This window comes from Salmonella sp. 741265050_HSA (assembly GCF_046569445.1).
Lineage (GTDB): Bacteria > Pseudomonadota > Gammaproteobacteria > Enterobacterales > Enterobacteriaceae > Salmonella > Salmonella enterica.
Map to the genome: position 1 here is coordinate 194,322 of NZ_JBKFSV010000004.1, position 19,433 is coordinate 213,754.

Sequence of the window (19,433 nt, forward strand, 5' to 3'; positions counted from 1 at the left end):
TTTTTTGGTTTCTAGTCGCCGGTAAGTAATTTTGCGATGGCCGCTGACCACGGCGTCAAATCGCCGATATGGTCGCTAACCCAGGACGGATGGTAATAGGTATCCAGATAGCGATCGCCGCTATCGCACAATAACGTCACGATAGCGCCGGTTTCTCCAGCCTCGCGCATCCGGGCCGCAAGCTGCAGCGCTCCCCACATATTCGTGCCGGTAGAGGCGCCGACTTTACGGCCCAGCTGCGTTTCCAGCCAGTGTGCGGTGGCAACGCTGGCGGCGTCCGGCACGCGCAGCATCTCATCCACGACATCCGGAATAAAAGAAGGCTCTACTCGCGGACGACCAATTCCTTCAATTTTACTGCCCACCGGGCTGCGTAATGAAGCGTCGCGATCCTGCCAGTAAGGTAAAAAGACGGAATTTTCCGGATCCACCACCATGAGCTGAGTATCATAGCCCTGGCAGCGAATATAGCGCCCAATCGTCGCAGAGGTTCCGCCCGTTCCGGCGCTCATGACGATAAATCGCGGTACCGGATGGGGTTCGTTGCGCATCTGGCGGAAAATACTGTCGGCAATATTATTGTTGCCCCGCCAGTCGGTAGCTCGTTCTGCGTAGGTAAACTGGTCCATATAGTGACCGTTCAGTTCATGCGCCAGCCGCTCGGAGGCGGCATAAATTTCGCAGGCGCTCTCCACTAAATGACAGTGGCCGCCGTAAAATTGAATCTGTTCGATTTTACGTTTTGCGGTACAGGCGGGCATGACGGCGATGAACGGCAGTCCCAGTAAACGCGCGAACCAGGCTTCGGAAATCGCCGTTGAGCCTGATGACGCTTCAATAATCGGAGTGCCTTCTTTAATCCAGCCATTGCACAGTCCATAAAGGAACAGCGAGCGCGCCAGACGATGCTTGAGGCTACCGGTGGGATGCGTGCTTTCGTCTTTCAGGTAAAGCTGGATACCTGGAAATGCCGACAGGGGCAAACGAATAAGATGCGTATCCGCCGAGCGCTGGTGGTCAGCGTTAATTTCATTAATGGCATTTTTAACCCAATTGCTACTCATCATTAATATCCATTTATCATTTTGTGCCAAGAGTAGCGAAAAGTACGGAAAAAATTGTTGCTATTTGGCCTTTAAATTACAATGTAAGGAGAAAAATATTCTCTATGGAGTGGGTATGTTAGATAAAATTGACCGTAAACTGCTTTGCTTATTGCAGCAGGACTGTACCCTCTCTTTGCAGGCGCTGGCGGATGCCGTTAATCTGACGACAACGCCTTGCTGGAAGCGGCTTAAACGCCTGGAAGATGACGGTATCCTGCTTGGCAGGGTCGCGCTGCTGGACCCGGAAAAACTGGGGCTGGGGTTAACCGCTTTTGTGTTGATAAAAACGCAGCACCACAGCAGTGAATGGTACTGTCGGTTCGTGACCGTCGTCTCTGAGATGCCGGAAGTGCTTGGCTTCTGGCGGATGGCGGGGGAATACGACTATCTGATGCGAGTTCAGGTGGCCGACATGAAGCGGTATGACGACTTCTATAAACGTCTGGTCAATAGCGTCCCTGGACTGTCAGACGTCACCTCCAGTTTTGCGATGGAACAGATTAAGTACACCACCTCTCTGCCCATTGAATAATTCTCCCGGTATTGCCGGAAATCATATCAGGAAATAACGCGTGCGATTATTTGCTCAATTAAGCTGGTACTTTCGCCGGGAATGGCGTCGCTATCTTGGCGCGGTGGCCCTGCTTATGCTTATTGCGATGCTTCAGCTGATCCCGCCCAAAGTGGTGGGGATTGTCGTGGATGGCGTAACCGCACAGCATTTTACTCCAGGCCGAATAGCGATGTGGATTGGCACCATTGCCCTGATCGCCGTAGTGGTTTATTTGTTGCGCTATGTCTGGCGCGTGCTGCTATTTGGCGCTTCTTATCAATTAGCCGTCGAACTGCGTGAAGATTATTATCGCCAGCTGAGTCGTCAGCATCCTGAATTTTATCAGCGCCATCGGACGGGCGATCTTATCGCGCGTGCGACGAATGATGTGGATCGCGTCGTATTTGCGGCGGGCGAGGGCGTTCTGACGCTGGTTGATTCGCTGGTAATGGGCTGTGCGGTACTGATTGTCATGTCGACGCAAATTAGCTGGCAGCTAACGCTATTAGCGCTGTTGCCGATGCCGATTATGGCGCTGATGATCAAACGTTACGGCGATCGGCTGCATGATTATTTCAAACTGGCGCAGGCCGCCTTCTCCAGCCTGAACGACCGCACGCAGGAGAGTCTGACCAGCATCCGCATGATCAAAGCGTTTGGTCTGGAGGATCGCCAGTCTTCGCTGTTTGCGGCGGATGCCGAAGATACCGGCAAGAAAAATATGCGCGTGGCGCGTATTGACGCGCGTTTTGATCCAACCATTTACATCGCCATTGGCATGGCGAACCTGCTCGCGATTAGCGGCGGAAGCTGGATGGTGGTTAACGGCAGCCTGACGCTGGGCGAACTCACCAGCTTTATGATGTATCTGGGGTTGATGATTTGGCCGATGCTGGCGCTGGCCTGGATGTTTAATATCGTGGAGCGGGGTAGCGCCGCATACAGCCGCATCCGCGCCATGCTGGCGGAAGCGCCGGTAGTTAAGGATGGCGAAGAGCCGGTCCCGGCGGGGCGCGGCGAACTGACGGCGGCCATTCGTGAGTTTTGCTATCCGCAAACGACGCATCCGGCGCTGGAGAATGTGAACTTTCGTCTTAAACCGGGTCAGATGCTGGGGATATGCGGTCCGACCGGCGCGGGGAAAAGCACAATATTGTCGCTTATCCAGCGCCATTTTGATGTGACGCAGGGAGAGATCCGTTTCCATGACGTGCCGTTGACGCATCTGCAACTGGATAGCTGGCGTAGCCGACTGGCGGTCGTCAGCCAGACGCCGTTTTTGTTCTCGGACTCTATTGCCAATAATATTGCGCTCGGACGCCCGGAGGCGACTCAGGAGGAGATTGAACAGGTGGCGCGTTTAGCCAGCGTACATGAGGATATTCTCCGTTTGCCTCAGGGCTACGACACGCAGGTAGGTGAACGTGGCGTCATGTTATCGGGAGGGCAAAAACAGCGTATCTCGATTGCCAGAGCGCTGCTGTTGAATGCGGAAATTCTGCTTCTTGATGATGCGCTCTCAGCAGTAGATGGTCGCACGGAGCATCAGATTTTGCATAATTTGCGCCAGTGGGGCGAAGGGCGTACGGTCATCATCAGCGCGCATCGTTTATCCGCGCTGACCGACGCCAATGAAATTATCGTTATGCAACATGGTCATGTTGTTCAGCGCGGCGATCACGATCAACTGGCGCAGCAGATTGGCTGGTATCGCGATATGTATCGCTATCAGCAACTGGAGGCCGCGCTGGATGACGCGCCGGAACGCGGCGAGGAGGCGGTGAATGCGTAGTTTTGGACAGCTATGGCCGACGCTGAAACGGTTGCTGGCGTATGGCTCGCCATGGCGAAAACCGCTCTCTGTCGCGGTGATGATGCTGTGGATTGCGGCGGCGGCGGAGGTTAGCGGTCCGCTGTTGATCAGCTATTTCATTGATAACATGGTGGCCCGCCACCATTTACCGTTGGGCAAGGTCGCGGGGCTGGCGGCCGCCTATGTGGGGCTACAATTTCTGGCGGCGGGTCTGCATTACGCCCAGTCTTTATTATTTAACCGGGCGGCCGTTGGCGTGGTTCAGTCCTTGCGCACGGACGTCATGGATGCCGCCTTGCGCCAGCCGCTAAGCGCCTTCGACACGCAGCCTGTCGGACAATTAATTTCACGCGTGACCAACGATACGGAAGTCATCCGCGATCTGTACGTCACGGTCGTCGCAACGGTATTACGTAGCGCGGCGTTGATCGGCGCCATGCTGGTCGCCATGTTCAGCCTTGACTGGCGGATGGCGCTGGTGGCGATTTTGATTTTTCCGGCGGTATTGACCGTGATGGTCATTTATCAGCGCTACAGCACGCCGATTGTACGCCGCGTGCGGGCATACCTGGCGGATATTAACGACGGCTTTAACGAAATCATCAACGGGATGAGCGTAATACAGCAGTTTCGCCAGCAGGCGCGCTTCGGCGAACGCATGGGCGAGGCCAGCCGCTCGCACTATATGGCGCGAATGCAGACGTTGCGCTTGGACGGCTTTTTATTGCGTCCGCTGCTTAGCCTCTTTTCTGCGCTCATTTTGTGCGGTTTGTTAATGCTTTTCAGCTTTACGTCTGCCGGCACGATTGAGGTCGGGGTGCTGTATGCGTTCATTAGCTATTTGTCACGTCTGAACGAGCCGCTTATTGAACTGACCACCCAGCAATCCATGCTACAGCAGGCAGTTGTGGCGGGAGAGCGTGTTTTTGAACTGATGGATCGCCCGCGCCAGCGCTATGGCAGCGACGACAGGCCGTTACAAAGCGGGGCGATTGATATTGATCATCTGTCGTTTGCTTACCGCGACGATAATCTTGTTTTACAGGACATTACGCTCTCAGTACCGTCCCGTAGCTTTGTGGCGCTGGTGGGGCACACCGGCAGCGGGAAGAGCACGCTCGCCAGCTTATTAATGGGGTATTACCCCCTGACACAAGGCGAAATTCGGCTGGATGGGCGAGAAATCGCCTCTCTTAATCATCGCGTTTTACGCCAGGGCGTGGCGATGGTTCAACAGGACCCGGTAGTGATGGCGGATACCTTTCTGGCTAATGTGACGCTGGGGCGCGATGTCTCCGAGGCGCAGGTGTGGCAGGCGCTGGAAACGGTACAACTGGCAGACCTGGCGCGCGGGCTGAGCGACGGGCTGCATACGCATCTCGGCGAGCAGGGAAATACGCTGTCCGTCGGGCAAAAACAGCTATTGGCGCTGGCGCGCGTGCTGGTTGACGCCCCGCAAATATTAATTCTTGATGAGGCGACGGCCAGCATCGATTCCGGCACGGAGCAGGCGATACAGCAGGCGCTGGCGGCGATTCGCGAGCGCACCACGCTGGTGGTTATTGCCCATCGGCTATCGACAATCGTGGAGGCAGATACCATTCTGGTTCTCCATCGCGGCCAGGCGGTGGAGCGCGGGACGCATCAACAATTGCTGGCGGCGCAAGGGCGCTACTGGCAAATGTATCAATTACAGTTAGTTGGCGAGGAGTTAGCCGCCAGCGTACACGAAGAACCCGGCCCTGCGGCGTAAGGTTTGGCGCCACAGGGCAAAGCCTCGCCCATTATGCACCGTCGTGGTGCGTTTTTCTTTCCCTGCTTCGATTTTGGGGCGCGTCAATATAAAGACGCGCCGCTAACCGCGCTTTTCCTCGCTCGCCAGCTTCTGGCACATCCTTTGCAATATCCATTCTGAAGAGTCCATGCGCGGCGGCAGCCGTTACCTAATTCTGACTGGAGGGTTCTATGAAGCTGGTTACCGTGATTATCAAACCGTTCAAGCTGGAGGACGTGCGGGAGGCGCTTTCTTCCATTGGCATTCAGGGACTGACCGTCACCGAAGTGAAAGGGTTTGGCCGTCAGAAAGGACACGCCGAACTGTATCGCGGCGCGGAGTACAGCGTGAATTTCCTGCCGAAGGTCAAAATTGATGTGGCTATCGCCGACGACCAACTGGAAGAGGTGATCGATATCATCAGTAAAGCGGCTTACACCGGAAAAATTGGCGACGGCAAAATTTTCGTCGCGGAGCTCATGCGCGTTATTCGGATTCGTACCGGCGAAGCTGACGAAGCAGCGCTGTAAGACCCGCCACACAGCAACAGGAAATGAAAAAATGAAGATAGCGATGATAAAAACCACACTGGCTTCAATGGCGCTGCTGCCTGGGCTAACGATAGCCGCGCCAGCGGTTGCCGATAAAGCGGATAGTGCTTTTATGATGATTTGCACCGCGCTGGTGCTGTTCATGACGATACCGGGTATCGCGCTGTTTTACGGCGGATTAATTCGCGCCAAGAACGTGCTGTCAATGTTAACGCAAGTGACCGTCACCTTTGCGCTGGTCTGTATTTTATGGGTGGTGTACGGCTATTCGCTGGCTTTTGGCGAAGGGAATCATTTCTTCGGTAATGCCGATGGGGCGATGTTGAAGAATATCGCGTTGACGGCGGTAACGGGTACGATTTATCAGTATATTCATGTCGCGTTTCAGGGATCTTTCGCCTGTATTACCGTCGGGCTGATTGTCGGCGCGCTGGCGGAGCGTATTCGTTTTTCGGCGGTGCTGATTTTTGTCGTGGTGTGGTTCACGCTCTCTTATATCCCGATTGCGCACATGGTGTGGGGCGGCGGCCTGCTGGCTGCTCACGGCGCGCTGGATTTTGCCGGTGGTACGGTGGTGCATATTAACGCCGCTATCGCCGGGCTGGTGGGGGCTTATTTAATTGGCAAACGCGTCGGCTTTGGGAAAGAAGCATTTAAACCCCATAACCTGCCGATGGTCTTTACCGGTACTGCGATTCTATATATCGGCTGGTTTGGATTTAACGCGGGTTCTGCGGGGAGCGCAAACGAGATAGCAGCGCTGGCCTTTGTGAACACCGTGGTGGCGACCGCCGCCGCGATTCTGGGGTGGATTATCGGCGAGTGGACGCTACGCGGTAAGCCTTCCCTGCTGGGAGCCTGTTCCGGCGCGATTGCCGGTCTGGTCGGCGTGACGCCAGCCTGTGGCTATGTTGGCGTTGGCGGCGCGCTGGTTATCGGCGTTATTGCGGGTCTGGCGGGATTGTGGGGAGTCACCATGCTTAAACGTCTGCTACGGGTAGATGATCCGTGCGACGTATTTGGCGTTCACGGCGTTTGCGGAATAGTCGGCTGTATCCTGACCGGCGTTTTTGCCGCCAGTTCGCTGGGCGGCGTTGGCTTTGTCGACGGCGTTACGATGGGACATCAGGTGATGGTACAGCTGGAAAGTATTGCTATTACGGTCGTCTGGTCCGGTGTTGTCGCGTTTGTTGGTTACAAACTGGCGGATATCTTTGTTGGACTGCGTGTACCGGAAGAGCAGGAGCGCGAGGGGCTGGATGTGAACAGTCACGGCGAGAATGCGTATAACGCGTGATTGCGCAACATGCCTGATGGCGCTGCGCTTACCCAGTCTACTGTAGGCCGGATAAGCGCAGCGTCATCAGGCCATTAACGCCGCATAGCGGCATGTTTTTTAATTGTGATTACGCATTACCCCTTCCTGCACGGTTGAAGCGACCAGCGCGCCATCCTGAGTATAAAACTCGCCGCGAACAAAGCCCCGGGCGCTGGAGGCGGAAGTGCTCTCCACGCTATAAAGTAGCCATTCATTAAAATTGAACGGACGATGGAACCACATAGAGTGATCAATAGTGGCGATCTGAATGCCCTTTTCCAGAAAACCGATGCCGTGAGGCTGAAGCGCGACGGGAAGGAAATTCAGATCCGAGGCATATCCCAGTAAATATTGATGGACGCGAATGTCATCCGGAACGGTGCCGTTGGCGCGAATCCATACCTGACGCACAGGCGCGGCGACGTGACCTTTCAACGGATTGTGAAATTCGACGGGACGAATTTCCAGCGGGCGATCGCAGAGAAACTTTTCTTTCAGAATCGGCGGCAGTAAATGCGCCAGCGATTGCGCGATTTCCGTTTCTGACGGTAGTCCTTCCGGCCCGACTGCCGTCGGCATGGTTTTTTGATGTTCAAAACCCGGTTCCGGCGCCTGGAATGAGGCGGTCATATAAAAGATGGGTTTCCCGTTCTGAATAGCGGCAACGCGGCGGGCGCTGAAGCTGTTCCCATCGCGCAGCACTTCTACGTCATAGATAATGGGTTTTTGGCTGTCGCCTGGCCGCAGAAAATAACTGTGGAATGAATGTACCAGTCGCGCTTCCGGCACCGTTTCTTTGGCGGCATAGAGCGCCTGGCCCACCACCTGACCGCCAAATACCTGGCGCAGCCCTAAGTCTTCACTTTGGCCCCGAAAGAGTCCTTCTTCAATTTTTTCCAGATTCAATAATGTCAGCAAATTATTCAGTGTCTGACTCATACATACTCTCCAGGTGACAACGATGCCGAAGCGAGGTAGGGCAGAGTATAACGCAATTTTGCAAGTGGTCCGATGGGTACAAAAGTCTGAATAACAGACCAATTCCAGGCAAAAATGAGTGACATGTGCCACACTTAATCACGTTATGTTTCTGTTAACCACTCTTCCGGCGGGGGGAAAGGCCTGCTGGTGCATTGATGATAAGGAGAATTGAATGAAACTCGTGCACATCGTAAGTGGTTTAGCGGTTGCGATATCTCTGGCGGCCTGCGCTGATAAAAGCGCTGATATCCAGACGCCTGCGCCAAACCCTAACATGTCGATTACAGCTAACCAGTCTACTATTCAGCAACCCAATGTTTCCGGTACCGTCTGGATCCGCCAGAAGGTCGCTCTGCCGCCAGATGCGGTGCTGACCGTGACGCTTTCAGATGCTTCGCTGGCTGATGCGCCGTCTAAGGTGCTGTCGCAAAAAGCGGTACGTACCGAAGGTAAACAGGCGCCTTTCAGTTTTGTGTTGCCGTTTAACCCATCAGATATTCAACCTAACGCGCGCATTCTCCTGAGCGCGGCCATCACCGTTGATAATAAGCTGGTATTTATTACCGATAGCGTGAAACCGGTGATTAATAATGGCGGCACTAAAGCGGATCTGACGCTGGTACCGGTACAGCAAACGGCGGTGCCTGTGCAGGCCAGCGGCGGTGCGACGACGACGGTTCCATCGACCTCACCGACCCAGGTCAATCCGTCTTCTGCCGTTCCTGCGCCTACCCAGTATTAATCCTGCGCCAACCCTCTCCGTTACGGAGAGGGTTAATACACCCAGCGATAGCGTTGTAAATCGATTTGTCCGCTTCCCGACACCACCACGCCTTCCGCCAGTAATGCCTGACGTTGCCGCTGTAGATCCGGCCCGGTAAGTGATATTGCGCCGTGGCGGTTCACCACCCGATGCCATGGTAAAGTGCTGCCTTCCGGCAGACGTTTTAAAACTCCGCCGACCTGACGCGCTGCCCGAGGCGAACCGGCAAGCCGGGCGACATCGCCGTAGGTCGTGACAAATCCTTCCGGGATCGAAGCGACGATTTGCCAGACGCGTTGAGGAAATGTGTCCTGAATATCCATAATAGAATCCTGCGTTAATGCTTCAGGATAATCTGGAATAAGGGGGGAGGAAAGCCCGGATGCGCAAGAAACCAGCATCCGATGCCTGATGGGTTGCAATTGCACGATATAGCAGTGATAATGCGCCTGCGCGTTGGTTCACAACGCTCTCAATGGGGGCTCTGTTGGTTCTCCCGCAACGCTACTCTGTTTACCAGGTCAGGTCCGGAAGGAAGCAGCCAAGGCAGATGACGCGTGTGCCGGGATGTAGCTGGCAGGGCCCCCACCCATTTGTGCCTCTCCACACTGTTCTTTTCTGCTGTGCGACGTTATAGCCGCTGTTCCGCCCAAAGAATAAATGCCGTAGCGGGTAGGGGTTTACTGTATAACCAGCCCTGACCATAATGTACGCCATGCTGGCGTAGCCACTGTTCTTGCCTGATCGTTTCGATGCCTTCTGCGACCATCTTAAGTTTGAGCGTTTTCGCCATTTCAATAATATGCGGCGTGACGTTTTTATATTCCAGCGCATCGACAAAAGATTTATCAATTTTAAGGACATCTACATCCAGATTTTGTAAGTAGCTGAGGCTGGAATAGCCGGTGCCAAAGTCATCAATATAAATTGAATGTCCCGCGTTACGGTATCTGGCGACAATTGGCGCGCTGGTTTTCGGATCGGCGAACTCGCGTTCTGTTAATTCAAGCGCGATTTGCGACGGAGAAATTTGGCTACGGTTCAGCAGCGTGCTTAACAGCGTCGGCAACGTTTCCGACGCCAGATCGGATGCCTCAAGATTGATTGAAATATGTTGTTCGGGATGGGACTTTAACCAACTTCCCATGTCTTCAAAAACGGTTTCGATGATTAGCCGGGTTAGCGGCTCCGTGAGCCCGGTTTGTTCAGCCAGCGCGATAAAAATTTCCGGCGAAAGGAAGGTGCCGTCCGTCTGTTGCCAGCGAGCTAAGGCTTCGGCACCGACAATTTTTCCGCTGCTCAGGGAGACAATAGGCTGATAGTGTACGTTAAATTCGCGATTATCTATCGCATCCTGGAGACGGTGGCGGGGCGACTGTAGCCGACGCAAAATACGCAGAATAAAGGCCGCGGCCAGCAGACCCGTTACGATGCCCGCCGGTAGCCAGATAAATGCCTGTCGATACCAGCTCCTTTCCAGCGGAGCGGTCGGTGCCCAGCTTACGATAGTAATGCCCATTTCCGGAAAGGGGTGAATAGCATACTGAATGCCTCGGTTTTCCAGCCGCAGGGGCGTCTCATGGTGAATGAGCGGAAGAATAGCGGGGTCAAGGTTACCGCTGCTGGCAACCACAGTATTGCGTTCCCGGCCAATAATAGCGACGTCAATCGGCCATGCGCCAAACGGAATCACATCGATAAAGGATGCCGGGTCGATCATCACGATATAGCTGTCGCTCCCGAGTGCCGCCATATAGCGTTTTATACCCAGATCGTTTTGCGCCGTAAACCAGGTGCGATAACCGTCGCGAGTGATTTTCATAGGCGGAGGGAAAGCGGGAATATGGCTCTCTTTTTCAAGTGAGGAACAAACGGGAATCGAATTTTTAAGATACAGAACTTCCTGGACATACCGAAAGCTATAAGACACGCGGCGCATGGCGAGTAAATGGGTGCTGCTGCAGGGCTCGCCTTTAAAGGAGGCAATATGCGTTAACGCGGCTTTTGCCTGGTCACTGACCCTTTCTGTACGTAGCGCCACCCGGGACGAGAAGATATCCAGCTCTTCGTTAAACCTTTTTTCAACTTGACGGTGCGCCAGCCACAGGCTCAATCCTATCGGGAAAAGGACAGACAGGATAAGCACTCCCGTTACCAGGCTGACCAGATGTCGTGTTGTCACAGTGATGTCCTTATAAACACAGCGTAGAGAAAGTATATCCGATCGTAAATCGCGCCCTCGAATGATAAAGCTATTTTATCGATTTTACAGATACAGGGGCCAGACTAACGCGTTACGCCACGTTGCTTTTGCCGCCAGGAAGAGATCGTGAATGTTTACCGGTTGAAAAAGGAGCGTTGATAGCGTATTTTATTGTTATGTTATAACATAACTGAGAGAGCGCAATGAAACCTGATATTCATCCTGTATACCGCACCGTCGTATTTCACGACACCAGCGCAAATGAATATGTGAAAGTGGGATCAACTATCAAAACTGAACGTGAAATCGAACTGGACGGCGTGACATATCCGTATGTCACTATTGATGTGTCATCAAAATCGCATCCTTTTTATACCGGTAGACAGAAAACGTTTGATAGCGAAAGTAGCGCCGCACGCTTCCAGAAACGTTTCGGTCATTTTATCGGCGCTAAAAGGGGTAAATGAAATGCAGGTGTTAAACTCACTTCGCAATGCAAAACAACGGCATCCGGATTGCCAGATAGTCAAACGCAAAGGACGCTTATACGTGATTTGTAAAACAAATCCGCGTTTTAAGGCGGTTCAGGGGCGTAAAAAAAGACGTTAAAAAACCAACGGTTCAGGGAAAGCAGTGCGTACCAGGGAGGGTGCGCACTTTTTTATTACCGGCTGGCTTCTGCGCGGGCCAGCGTAAAAATATCGTAGAAGGAAAGTTCGCCCTTACGGGCAACCATTTTTTGCAGCTGGACTTTATGTTCATTATCCACCTGTGGAGACTGAAGAATCGTCTCAATGAGCGTGGGGGGAACAAAGCGGGTGTTGTACCATTCGCCGTTGTAACAGACCCGGAGGTCCAGCACATCGATGTCGTTATAGTGATAACGCGGGGCGATGTCGAAAAAGAAGAAGCCATTAAATGCGATAAATAACACCACTAACAGCCACACTGACCCCACCAGCGTTTCTGATTGCAGCATGACCGCCAGCGTCGCAAACCAGGCTGCATACATCGCGATAAATAACCCAGGATGCTTGCGGATAAAACTGATACTAAAACGCGGCCTGTTATCGCGTTTTTCACGGACGTTTAAGTCATCAATAGTTTCGCTAAGCAGGCGCTGTATCTCTGTCATCTTTTGCCTTCATGATTTCTGCGACATAGGAGGTAATAACAGCCCATTTTAAAGGGAGGTGTAACGTGAAAAAAGTAACAGATTAACCACGAATTAGCATAACAGTTATCATTTTGACTACAATTTTTTAATGATTCGCGCCGGATTTCCGCCTACCACGACGTCTGGCGGTACGTTTTTTATCACCACAGCGCCTGAAGCGACGACGACGTTATCGCCGATGGTTACGCCAGGATTAACGACGGCTCGTCCGCCTATCCAGACGTTATTTCCAATAGTGACGGGTTTACCTAATTCTCTGCCGCTGTTGCGTTCGACGGCGTTCAGCGGGTGCGTGGCGGTATAGATATGTACCCCTGGCGCGAGCATACAATTATCGCCAATATGAATTGGGCAAACATCAAGCATGACGCAGTCGAAGTTAGCGTAAAAGGAGTGACCAAGAAAAATATTATAGCCGTAGTCGCAACGAAAGGAAGGTTCAATATAGGCGTCTTCGCATCGACCCAACAGGTCGCGTAAAATCGCCTGACGCTTATTTATTTCATCAGGCGTAGTATAATTGTATTGATGGATGAGTTGACGCGCCCGCAGTCGATCCTGGCATAAAGTTTCATCGGTCGGGCAATACAGTGCCCCAGCGATCATTTTTTGTTTTTCGTCACTCATCGCGCGCTCCCCTTGGTGGATATTATCGCAATAGAAGCAATAATAAAGTATTAGAGGGAACGTTCCCTGCTATTGGTATGTGATCTATATCACTGTTCTATAATAGCCCGTTGTGTTATTAGCCAGAACGAGGAGGCAGATAACACCTGCGTGTTCTCTAAAAAGTAATGTAGCGTGATTAACGAATGAATTTCCATACTGAAGAGGGGATCTTGTCGTAGAGTTTGTTCATCGTCAATTCTGCAAGACGGTGATCCGCAGCTGAGTAAAATACAGCCAGCTCATTGTCGGACAATTCATATTTATTTTTCTCAATGACGCGCTCCAGAGTGTCAATTGTCTGACAGCGCCGTAAACGCATCAAATAATCAGTTTTAGTTAATGGTTTATCAGACATAAATTCTACCTATGATTGTAATAATTTTTAACAAGACAAACTAACAGGATTGGCCCTGGTGGCGTTGACGAAACAACGGAACAGGCGGTTGCCCGATTTACGCCATTTTTGCAAATCCTGCGTATTAATACCATAGCTGCTGAACAACATAAAGGTGTCGTCCAGGTATTCATCTATCTGCGCAATCAATTTATTGTCTTCATTGTACTTAATTTTATAATTAAGCGCGAAAGTTGCAATATGCTCTATCAGCTCATTGAGCTGCAGGTTGACTGCTGAGGTCGGGTCATTAACCCAGCCATGGTTGCTTTCTTCAAGGTTTGCAAGACAGTCATGATACAGGGTTTCGCAAAGAAATTTAAGCTGTGCTATATCATGTCTTTTGGGTGAGTATTCGTCCATAATGCATCCCCTTTTTAGTGGCTTAAACTAACCGAACACCTTCGGGATGGATACAACTAACTAACCTGGTACTTCCCACGTCACCTTATGATTTAACTATAATCTACTCTAAAAAACTTTTCATCGTCATATTACGAAAAATTACAATTGCGTGAAAGCCGCGTGTTGCCATACTTTTTCGAATTTTAACAGTGATCGTCGGTCGCCTAAAAAGGAACCAGTTTTATTGTTTGTGTAATCATTGGGTTAACGTTTTTTAGCTTTTCAGGCTAAAACAATAGACTCTGACAGGAGAAAATAGCCAGGAATATTCTTAATATTTCTTAATTAATGGCTGAATTAAGAAATGGCCAACTTTCCTAAGAAAAACCTTTAACGCAGTAAGGATTATACCTTTTATTAATATGGCAAGAAATAATCAATCTAACAATAAGCGTATTTTATGATTTTTGCGTAAAAAAGGCCGCTTGTGCGGCCTTATCAACAGTGGGCAAATCAGCGATGTTCTGTCGAATGACTATGCTCAATATCTTCGCTTTTACGGCTAAAGCGGCGGCGTACCACCACGAAGAAGACCGGTACGAAGAAAATAGCCAGTACGGTTGCCGTTACCATCCCGCCCAGTACGCCAGTACCTACCGCATTCTGCGCGCCGGAACCCGCGCCGGAACTGATAACCAGCGGCATAACCCCCAGCATGAACGCTAACGAGGTCATCAGAATCGGGCGCAAACGCATCCGGACGGCCTCCAGCGTCGCTTCTACCAGACCTTTCCCTTCTTTATCCATTAAGTCTTTGGCGAATTCGACGATAAGTATCGCGTTCTTCGCCGACAACCCAATGGTTGTGAGCAGGCCCACCTGGAAGTAAACGTCGTTAGTCAGTCCGCGGAAGGTCGCAGCCAGCAGCGCGCCGATAACCCCAAGCGGAACAACCAGCATTACGGAGAACGGGATAGACCAGCTCTCATACAATGCCGCCAGACACAGGAAGACGACGATCAGCGAGATAGCATACAGGGCAGGGGCCTGGTTGCCGGACAACCGCTCCTGGTAGGACATCCCGGTCCAGTCATACCCAATGCCTGACGGCAGCTTGCTGGCCAGTTCTTCCATCATCGCCATCGCTTCACCGGTACTCTTGCCCGGCGCCGCCTGACCCAGAATTTCCATCGAAGGCAGACCGTTATAGCGTTCCAGACGTGGCGAACCATATTCCCAGCGGGAAGAGGAGAATGCGGAGAACGGCACCATCTGACCATCGCTACCACGAACGTACCAGTCGTTAATATCATCCGGCAACATGCGGTATTTCGCTTCGGACATCACGTAAACTTTCTTCACACGACCGCGATCGATAAAGTCGTTTACATAGCTGCCGCCCCATGCTGCGCCCAGCGTGGTATTAATGTCGCTAATAGACACGCCCAGCGCCTGAGCTTTTTCCTGGTCGATATCGATTTTAAACTGCGGCGTATCTTCCAGGCCGTTAGGTCGAACGCCGACCAGCAGATCAGGATATTTCGCCACCTCGCCGAACAACTGATTACGTGCCTGGGTGAGTTTTTCATGGCCAAGTCCCGCCTGGTCAATCAACTCGAAGTCAAACCCGGTTGCGGTGCCCAGTTCAACAATCGCCGGTAGGTTAAAGGCGAAGACCATCGCATCTTTAATTTGTGAAAACGCTGCGGTTGCCCGCTGGGTAATCGCTTCAACCTTGTTTTTTTCGCCTGGACGATCGGCCCAGTCTTTCAACGACACGAATGCAATACCGGTATTCTGACCGCGCCCTGCAAAACCGAAGCCGTTGACGGCGAATACCGATTCAACGTTGGCTTTCTCTTTGTTCAGATAGTAATCCGTGACCTCATCCAGCACTTTTTGTGTGCGCTCTTGCGTCGCGCCGGCGGGGAGCTGGACCATTGTCAGGAATACGCCCTGGTCTTCATCCGGCAAGAAAGAGCTTGGCAGACGAACGAACAGATAAGCCATACCGACGACGATAATGAGATAGAGCAGCAGGTAACGCCCGGTGCTGCGCAGAATATTCCCTACGCTATCGGTGTAGTGATGCGTGCTCTTATCGAACAGGCGGTTAAACCAGCCGAAAAAGCCTTTTTTCCCTTCGCCATGATCGCCTTTGGCGACGGGTTTGAGCATCGTCGCGCACAGCGCGGGCGTCAGGATCAGCGCGACCAGCACCGACAGCGCCATCGCCGATACGATGGTGATAGAGAACTGACGATAAATTGCCCCGGTTGAGCCGCCAAAGAAGGCCATCGGAATAAATACCGCCGACAGTACCATCGCGATACCCACCAATGCGCCCTGAATCTGGCCCATGGATTTGCGCGTCGCTTCCTTCGGCGGAAGGCCTTCTTCCGTCATAACACGTTCGACGTTCTCGACCACCACGATGGCGTCATCCACCAGCAAGCCGATGGCGAGCACCATCCCGAACATCGTCAGCGTGTTTATCGAGAAACCGAATGCCGCAAGCACGGCAAAGGTTCCCAACAACACCACCGGAACCGCAATAGTCGGAATCAACGTCGCGCGGAAGTTCTGCAGGAACAGGTACATCACCAGGAACACGAGGATAATCGCTTCGACCAGCGTTTTTACCACTTCATGAATAGAGATCTTCACGAACGGCGTGGTGTCATACGGGTAGACGATTTTCATCCCTGGCGGGAAGAATGGTTCCATTTTTTTCAGTTCGGCGCGAATAGCGGTAGCGGTATCCAGCGCGTTGGCGCCGGTAGCCAGTTTGATGCCAAGACCTGACGCTGGCTGACCGTTAAATTTCGCGATGACGTCGTAGTTTTCGCCGCCAAGCTCAATTTTCGCTACATCCCGCAGACGAACCTGGGAGCCATCCTGATTCACCTTCAGCAGGATTTTGCCAAACTCATCCGTTGAGGTCAGACGCGTTTGGGCAATAATCGATGCGTTAAGCTGCTGGCCTTTAACCGGCGGCGTACCACCGAGCTGACCTGCCGCGACCTGGGCGTTCTGCGCTTTGATCGCGTTAATCACGTCGACCGGCGTCAGTTGGTATTTGGTCAGCTCTGTCGGATTCATCCAGATACGCATCGCATACTGCGAACCAAACAGCTGGACGTCGCCCACCCCAGAGGTACGGCTGATCGGATCTTTCATATTGGCGGCAACGTAATCCGAAATATCCTCCTGGGTCATGGTGCCGTCGGTGTTAATGACGCCCACTACCATCAGGAAGCTACTTGAGGACTTCTCAACGCTCACGCCCTGTTGCTGTACTTCCTGGGGAAGTAACGGCATTGCCAGTTGCAACTTGTTCTGAACCTGAACCTGCGCGATGTCCGCATCGGTGCCGGATTCAAAGGTCAGTGTGATCTGCACGGTCCCCGTGGAGTCACTGTTGGAGGACATATACATCAGGTTATCGATACCGTTCATATTCTGTTCGATAACCTGCGTGACGGTATCCTGTACCGTTTTCGCATCAGCGCCAGGGTAGGTTGCGGAGATCGTCACTGCTGGTGGCGCAATCGTCGGATATTGCGCTACCGGCAATTTGAGGATCGCGAGCCCCCCTGCCAACATGATGATGATGGCGATCACCCACGCAAATATAGGGCGATCGATAAAGAAATTAGGCATGTCTTAACGGCTCCTGTTTAAGTTAAGACCTAGGCTGAGCAGGTTGATCACCGCTTGCGGCTTGCTGTTTGTTATCCGCGGTAATTTCCTGCACTTTAACCTGTGCGCCAGGACGGACTTTTTGCAGCCCGCTGACGACTACGCGGTCGCCCGCTTTCAATCCGTCAGTCACCAGCCACTTATCGCCGATCGCCTGGCTTGCGACGATTTGGCGGGTTTCCACTTTGTTATCAGCGCCAACCACCAGCACCGTGGCATCGCCGCGTGGAGTACGGGTAACGCCCTGTTGTGGAACCAGTAATGCCGTCGGTTTTGTCCCTTCCTGCAGACGTGCGCGAACGAACATTCCTGGCAATAAGGTGTGATCCGGGTTAGGGAAGATGGCGCGCAAAGTAATAGATCCGGTGGTTTGGTCAACGGTAACGTCGGAGAATTCAAGCGTACCGGATTGCGGGAATTTGATACCGTCGCTGGTCACCAGATCGACCTTCGCTTTGCCGTTTTCCTGCTTCAGCGAACCATTTGCCAGCTCCTGCTTCAGGCGCAGGAAATCATTGCTGGACTGGGTCACATCGACATAAATAGGGTCCAACTGCTGCACTGTCGCCAGCGCCGACGCCTGACCGTTCTGTACCAGCGCGCCTTCCGTTACGGATGACTTACCAATACGACCGCTAATCGGTGAGGTGACTTTGGTATACGCCAGGTTGATACGTGCGGTTTCAACGGCGGCTTTTGCTGCGACAACGGCGGCAGTCGCTTGTTGCGCGTCAGCCAGCGCCTGATCGTATTCCTGCTTACTGATGTACTGCGTACCCAGCAGCTTTTGATAACGCTTCACCGTCAGTTCAGCGATATTCGCGGCGGCCTGCGCTTTTGCCAAATCGCCCTTAGCGCTGTCGTAAGTCGCCTGGTAGGTCGCAGGATCAATCTGATAGAGAGAGACTCCCGCTTCGATATCACTTCCCTCAACGAAATTACGCTTCAGGATAATGCCGCTTACCTGTGGGCGAACTTCGGCGATACGGTAAGCAACGGTACGACCCGGAAGTTCAGTTGTGATTTGCAGTGGTTCCGTTTTTAGTGTGACAACTCCAACTTCTGGCATCTGCTGGCCGCCTTGCTGGTCCTGTTTGTCGTCACATCCTGTTAGCGCTAAGCTGCCTGAGAGCATCAGAACGACCGCCAGAGGCGTTAACCCTCTGTTTTTGTTCATATGTAAACCTCGAGTGTCCGATTTCAAATTGGTCAATGGTCAAAGGTCCTTAAACCCATTGCTGCGTTTATATTATCGTCGTGCTATGGTACATACATCCATAAATGTATGTAAATCTAACGCCTGTAAATTCACCGACATATGGCACGAAAAACCAAACAACAAGCGCTGGAGACACGACAACACATCCTGGATGTGGCCCTGCGTTTGTTCTCGCAGCAAGGCGTATCAGCAACCTCGCTGGCGGAGATTGCGAACGCTGCTGGCGTGACGCGCGGCGCAATCTATTGGCATTTCAAAAATAAGTCGGATTTATTCAGTGAGATCTGGGAGCTATCAGAATCCAATATTGGTGAGCTTGAGATTGAGTATCAGGCAAAATTCCCCGACGATCCACTATCTGTATTAAGAGAAATTTTAGTTCATATTCTTGAAGCTACTGTAACAGAAGAACGACGCCGCTTATTGATGGAGATTATATTCCATAAATGTGAGTTTGTCGGAGAAATGGTTGTGGTTCAACAGGCGCAACGTAGCCTTTGTCTGGAAAGTTACGATCGGATTGAACAAACGTTAAAACATTGTATTAATGCTAAAATGCTGCCTGAAAATCTGCTGACCCGTCGTGCGGCGATACTGATGCGCAGCTTTATTTCAGGGCTCATGGAAAACTGGTTATTTGCACCGCAAACGTTTGATTTAAAAAAAGAAGCTCGCGCCTACGTCACGATCCTGCTGGAGATGTATCAATTGTGTCCGACGCTGCGCGCGTCGACGTTCAACGGCTCCCCCTGATAATATTCCAGGAAAACTCCTGGACATTTTCTGTGTCGCTATTCTGTTTGTTACAGGCGTGATATTCTTGCGACTCAATTATTTCCGGTCTGCTTGCCGGTTCAGACACTTC

General features: G+C 52.1%; 19 protein-coding genes and 1 other RNA gene. 10 read left to right on the forward strand and 10 right to left on the reverse strand.

The features are described 5' to 3' along the window. Positions 1–11: 11 nt before the first annotated feature. Complete coding sequence (gene cdsH / locus ACLD4F_RS11810) at positions 12–1,067, reverse strand: cysteine desulfhydrase (RefSeq protein ID WP_079944483.1); 1,056 nt, start codon at positions 1,065–1,067, stop codon at positions 12–14. A gap of 112 nt (positions 1,068–1,179) precedes the next feature. Between cdsH and decR the strand changes: the two genes are divergently transcribed. The 5 genes from decR to amtB all read left to right on the forward strand — a co-directional run bounded on the left by decR (position 1,180) and on the right by amtB (position 7,094). Then, entirely contained in the window at positions 1,180–1,638 is a 459-nt protein-coding gene (gene decR / locus ACLD4F_RS11815; RefSeq protein ID WP_000884593.1) for a DNA-binding transcriptional regulator DecR, read from the forward strand. 40 nt (positions 1,639–1,678) lie between these two features. After that, the gene (locus tag ACLD4F_RS11820) at positions 1,679–3,451 is read left to right on the forward strand and encodes a SmdA family multidrug ABC transporter permease/ATP-binding protein (RefSeq protein ID WP_001235566.1); all 1,773 of its coding nucleotides are present in this window, start codon (positions 1,679–1,681) and stop codon (positions 3,449–3,451) included. Beyond that, on the forward strand, positions 3,444–5,225 hold the full coding sequence (locus tag ACLD4F_RS11825; RefSeq protein WP_001256078.1) for a SmdB family multidrug efflux ABC transporter permease/ATP-binding protein: 1,782 nt from the start codon (positions 3,444–3,446) through the stop codon (positions 5,223–5,225). The genes ACLD4F_RS11820 and ACLD4F_RS11825 overlap by 8 nt, the downstream gene beginning before the upstream one ends. Before the next feature lie 212 nt (positions 5,226–5,437). Next, positions 5,438–5,776, forward strand: coding sequence for a P-II family nitrogen regulator (glnK, locus tag ACLD4F_RS11830; protein WP_000780341.1), 339 nt, complete (start codon positions 5,438–5,440; stop codon positions 5,774–5,776). Positions 5,777–5,807: 31 nt separating this feature from the next. Beyond that, the gene (gene amtB, locus ACLD4F_RS11835) at positions 5,808–7,094 is read left to right on the forward strand and encodes an ammonium transporter AmtB (protein WP_000684924.1); all 1,287 of its coding nucleotides are present in this window, start codon (positions 5,808–5,810) and stop codon (positions 7,092–7,094) included. A gap of 99 nt (positions 7,095–7,193) precedes the next feature. On the opposite strand, the gene tesB is transcribed toward amtB, so the two are convergent. After that, positions 7,194–8,054, reverse strand: coding sequence for an acyl-CoA thioesterase II (gene tesB, locus ACLD4F_RS11840; protein ID WP_000084176.1), 861 nt, complete (start codon positions 8,052–8,054; stop codon positions 7,194–7,196). A gap of 214 nt (positions 8,055–8,268) precedes the next feature. Between tesB and ACLD4F_RS11845 the strand changes: the two genes are divergently transcribed. Further along, positions 8,269–8,838, forward strand: coding sequence for a YbaY family lipoprotein (locus tag ACLD4F_RS11845; protein ID WP_000779802.1), 570 nt, complete (start codon positions 8,269–8,271; stop codon positions 8,836–8,838). A gap of 32 nt (positions 8,839–8,870) precedes the next feature. Here ACLD4F_RS11845 and ACLD4F_RS11850 read toward each other — a convergent pair whose 3' ends face one another. After that, complete coding sequence (locus ACLD4F_RS11850) at positions 8,871–9,260, reverse strand: MGMT family protein (RefSeq protein WP_000961285.1); 390 nt, start codon at positions 9,258–9,260, stop codon at positions 8,871–8,873. An 84-nt stretch (positions 9,261–9,344) separates the two neighbouring features. Between ACLD4F_RS11850 and ffs the strand changes: the two genes are divergently transcribed. After that, an RNA gene (ffs, locus tag ACLD4F_RS11855) (signal recognition particle sRNA small type) lies at positions 9,345–9,441 on the forward strand. Positions 9,442–9,490: 49 nt separating this feature from the next. Here the strand turns inward: ffs and ACLD4F_RS11860 are convergent. Then, entirely contained in the window at positions 9,491–11,041 is a 1,551-nt protein-coding gene (locus tag ACLD4F_RS11860) for an EAL domain-containing protein (RefSeq protein ID WP_411010853.1), read from the reverse strand. Positions 11,042–11,265: 224 nt separating this feature from the next. Between ACLD4F_RS11860 and ACLD4F_RS11865 the strand changes: the two genes are divergently transcribed. After that, on the forward strand, positions 11,266–11,529 hold the full coding sequence (locus tag ACLD4F_RS11865) for a type B 50S ribosomal protein L31 (RefSeq protein WP_000801416.1): 264 nt from the start codon (positions 11,266–11,268) through the stop codon (positions 11,527–11,529). A 1-nt stretch (position 11,530) separates the two neighbouring features. Then, positions 11,531–11,671: a type B 50S ribosomal protein L36 gene (gene ykgO, locus ACLD4F_RS11870; RefSeq protein WP_001197749.1), complete on the forward strand. Its 141-nt coding sequence runs from the start codon at positions 11,531–11,533 to the stop codon at positions 11,669–11,671. Positions 11,672–11,726: 55 nt separating this feature from the next. Here ykgO and ACLD4F_RS11875 read toward each other — a convergent pair whose 3' ends face one another. From ACLD4F_RS11875 to acrA, 6 genes are all read right to left on the reverse strand, one after another. Then, positions 11,727–12,197 (reverse strand): YlaC family protein, encoded by a 471-nt coding sequence (locus ACLD4F_RS11875; RefSeq protein ID WP_000136183.1) that lies wholly within the window; start codon positions 12,195–12,197, stop codon positions 11,727–11,729. A 117-nt stretch (positions 12,198–12,314) separates the two neighbouring features. Further along, on the reverse strand, positions 12,315–12,866 hold the full coding sequence (maa, locus tag ACLD4F_RS11880) for a maltose O-acetyltransferase (RefSeq protein WP_080210685.1): 552 nt from the start codon (positions 12,864–12,866) through the stop codon (positions 12,315–12,317). A gap of 178 nt (positions 12,867–13,044) precedes the next feature. Then, positions 13,045–13,263 carry an HHA domain-containing protein gene (locus ACLD4F_RS11885; protein ID WP_001280991.1) on the reverse strand — a complete coding sequence of 73 codons (219 nt, stop codon included), beginning with the start codon at positions 13,261–13,263 and terminating at the stop codon, positions 13,045–13,047. 27 nt (positions 13,264–13,290) lie between these two features. Then, positions 13,291–13,665 carry an Hha toxicity modulator TomB gene (gene tomB / locus ACLD4F_RS11890; RefSeq protein ID WP_000344807.1) on the reverse strand — a complete coding sequence of 125 codons (375 nt, stop codon included), beginning with the start codon at positions 13,663–13,665 and terminating at the stop codon, positions 13,291–13,293. A gap of 495 nt (positions 13,666–14,160) precedes the next feature. Then, positions 14,161–17,310 (reverse strand): efflux RND transporter permease AcrB, encoded by a 3,150-nt coding sequence (acrB, locus tag ACLD4F_RS11895; RefSeq protein WP_001132508.1) that lies wholly within the window; start codon positions 17,308–17,310, stop codon positions 14,161–14,163. Positions 17,311–17,332: 22 nt separating this feature from the next. Further along, entirely contained in the window at positions 17,333–18,526 is a 1,194-nt protein-coding gene (gene acrA, locus ACLD4F_RS11900; RefSeq protein WP_001039202.1) for a multidrug efflux RND transporter periplasmic adaptor subunit AcrA, read from the reverse strand. Between the two features lie 141 nt (positions 18,527–18,667). Between acrA and acrR the strand changes: the two genes are divergently transcribed. Beyond that, entirely contained in the window at positions 18,668–19,321 is a 654-nt protein-coding gene (acrR, locus tag ACLD4F_RS11905) for a multidrug efflux transporter transcriptional repressor AcrR (RefSeq protein ID WP_079944481.1), read from the forward strand. The last annotated feature ends 112 nt before the right edge of the window (positions 19,322–19,433 follow it).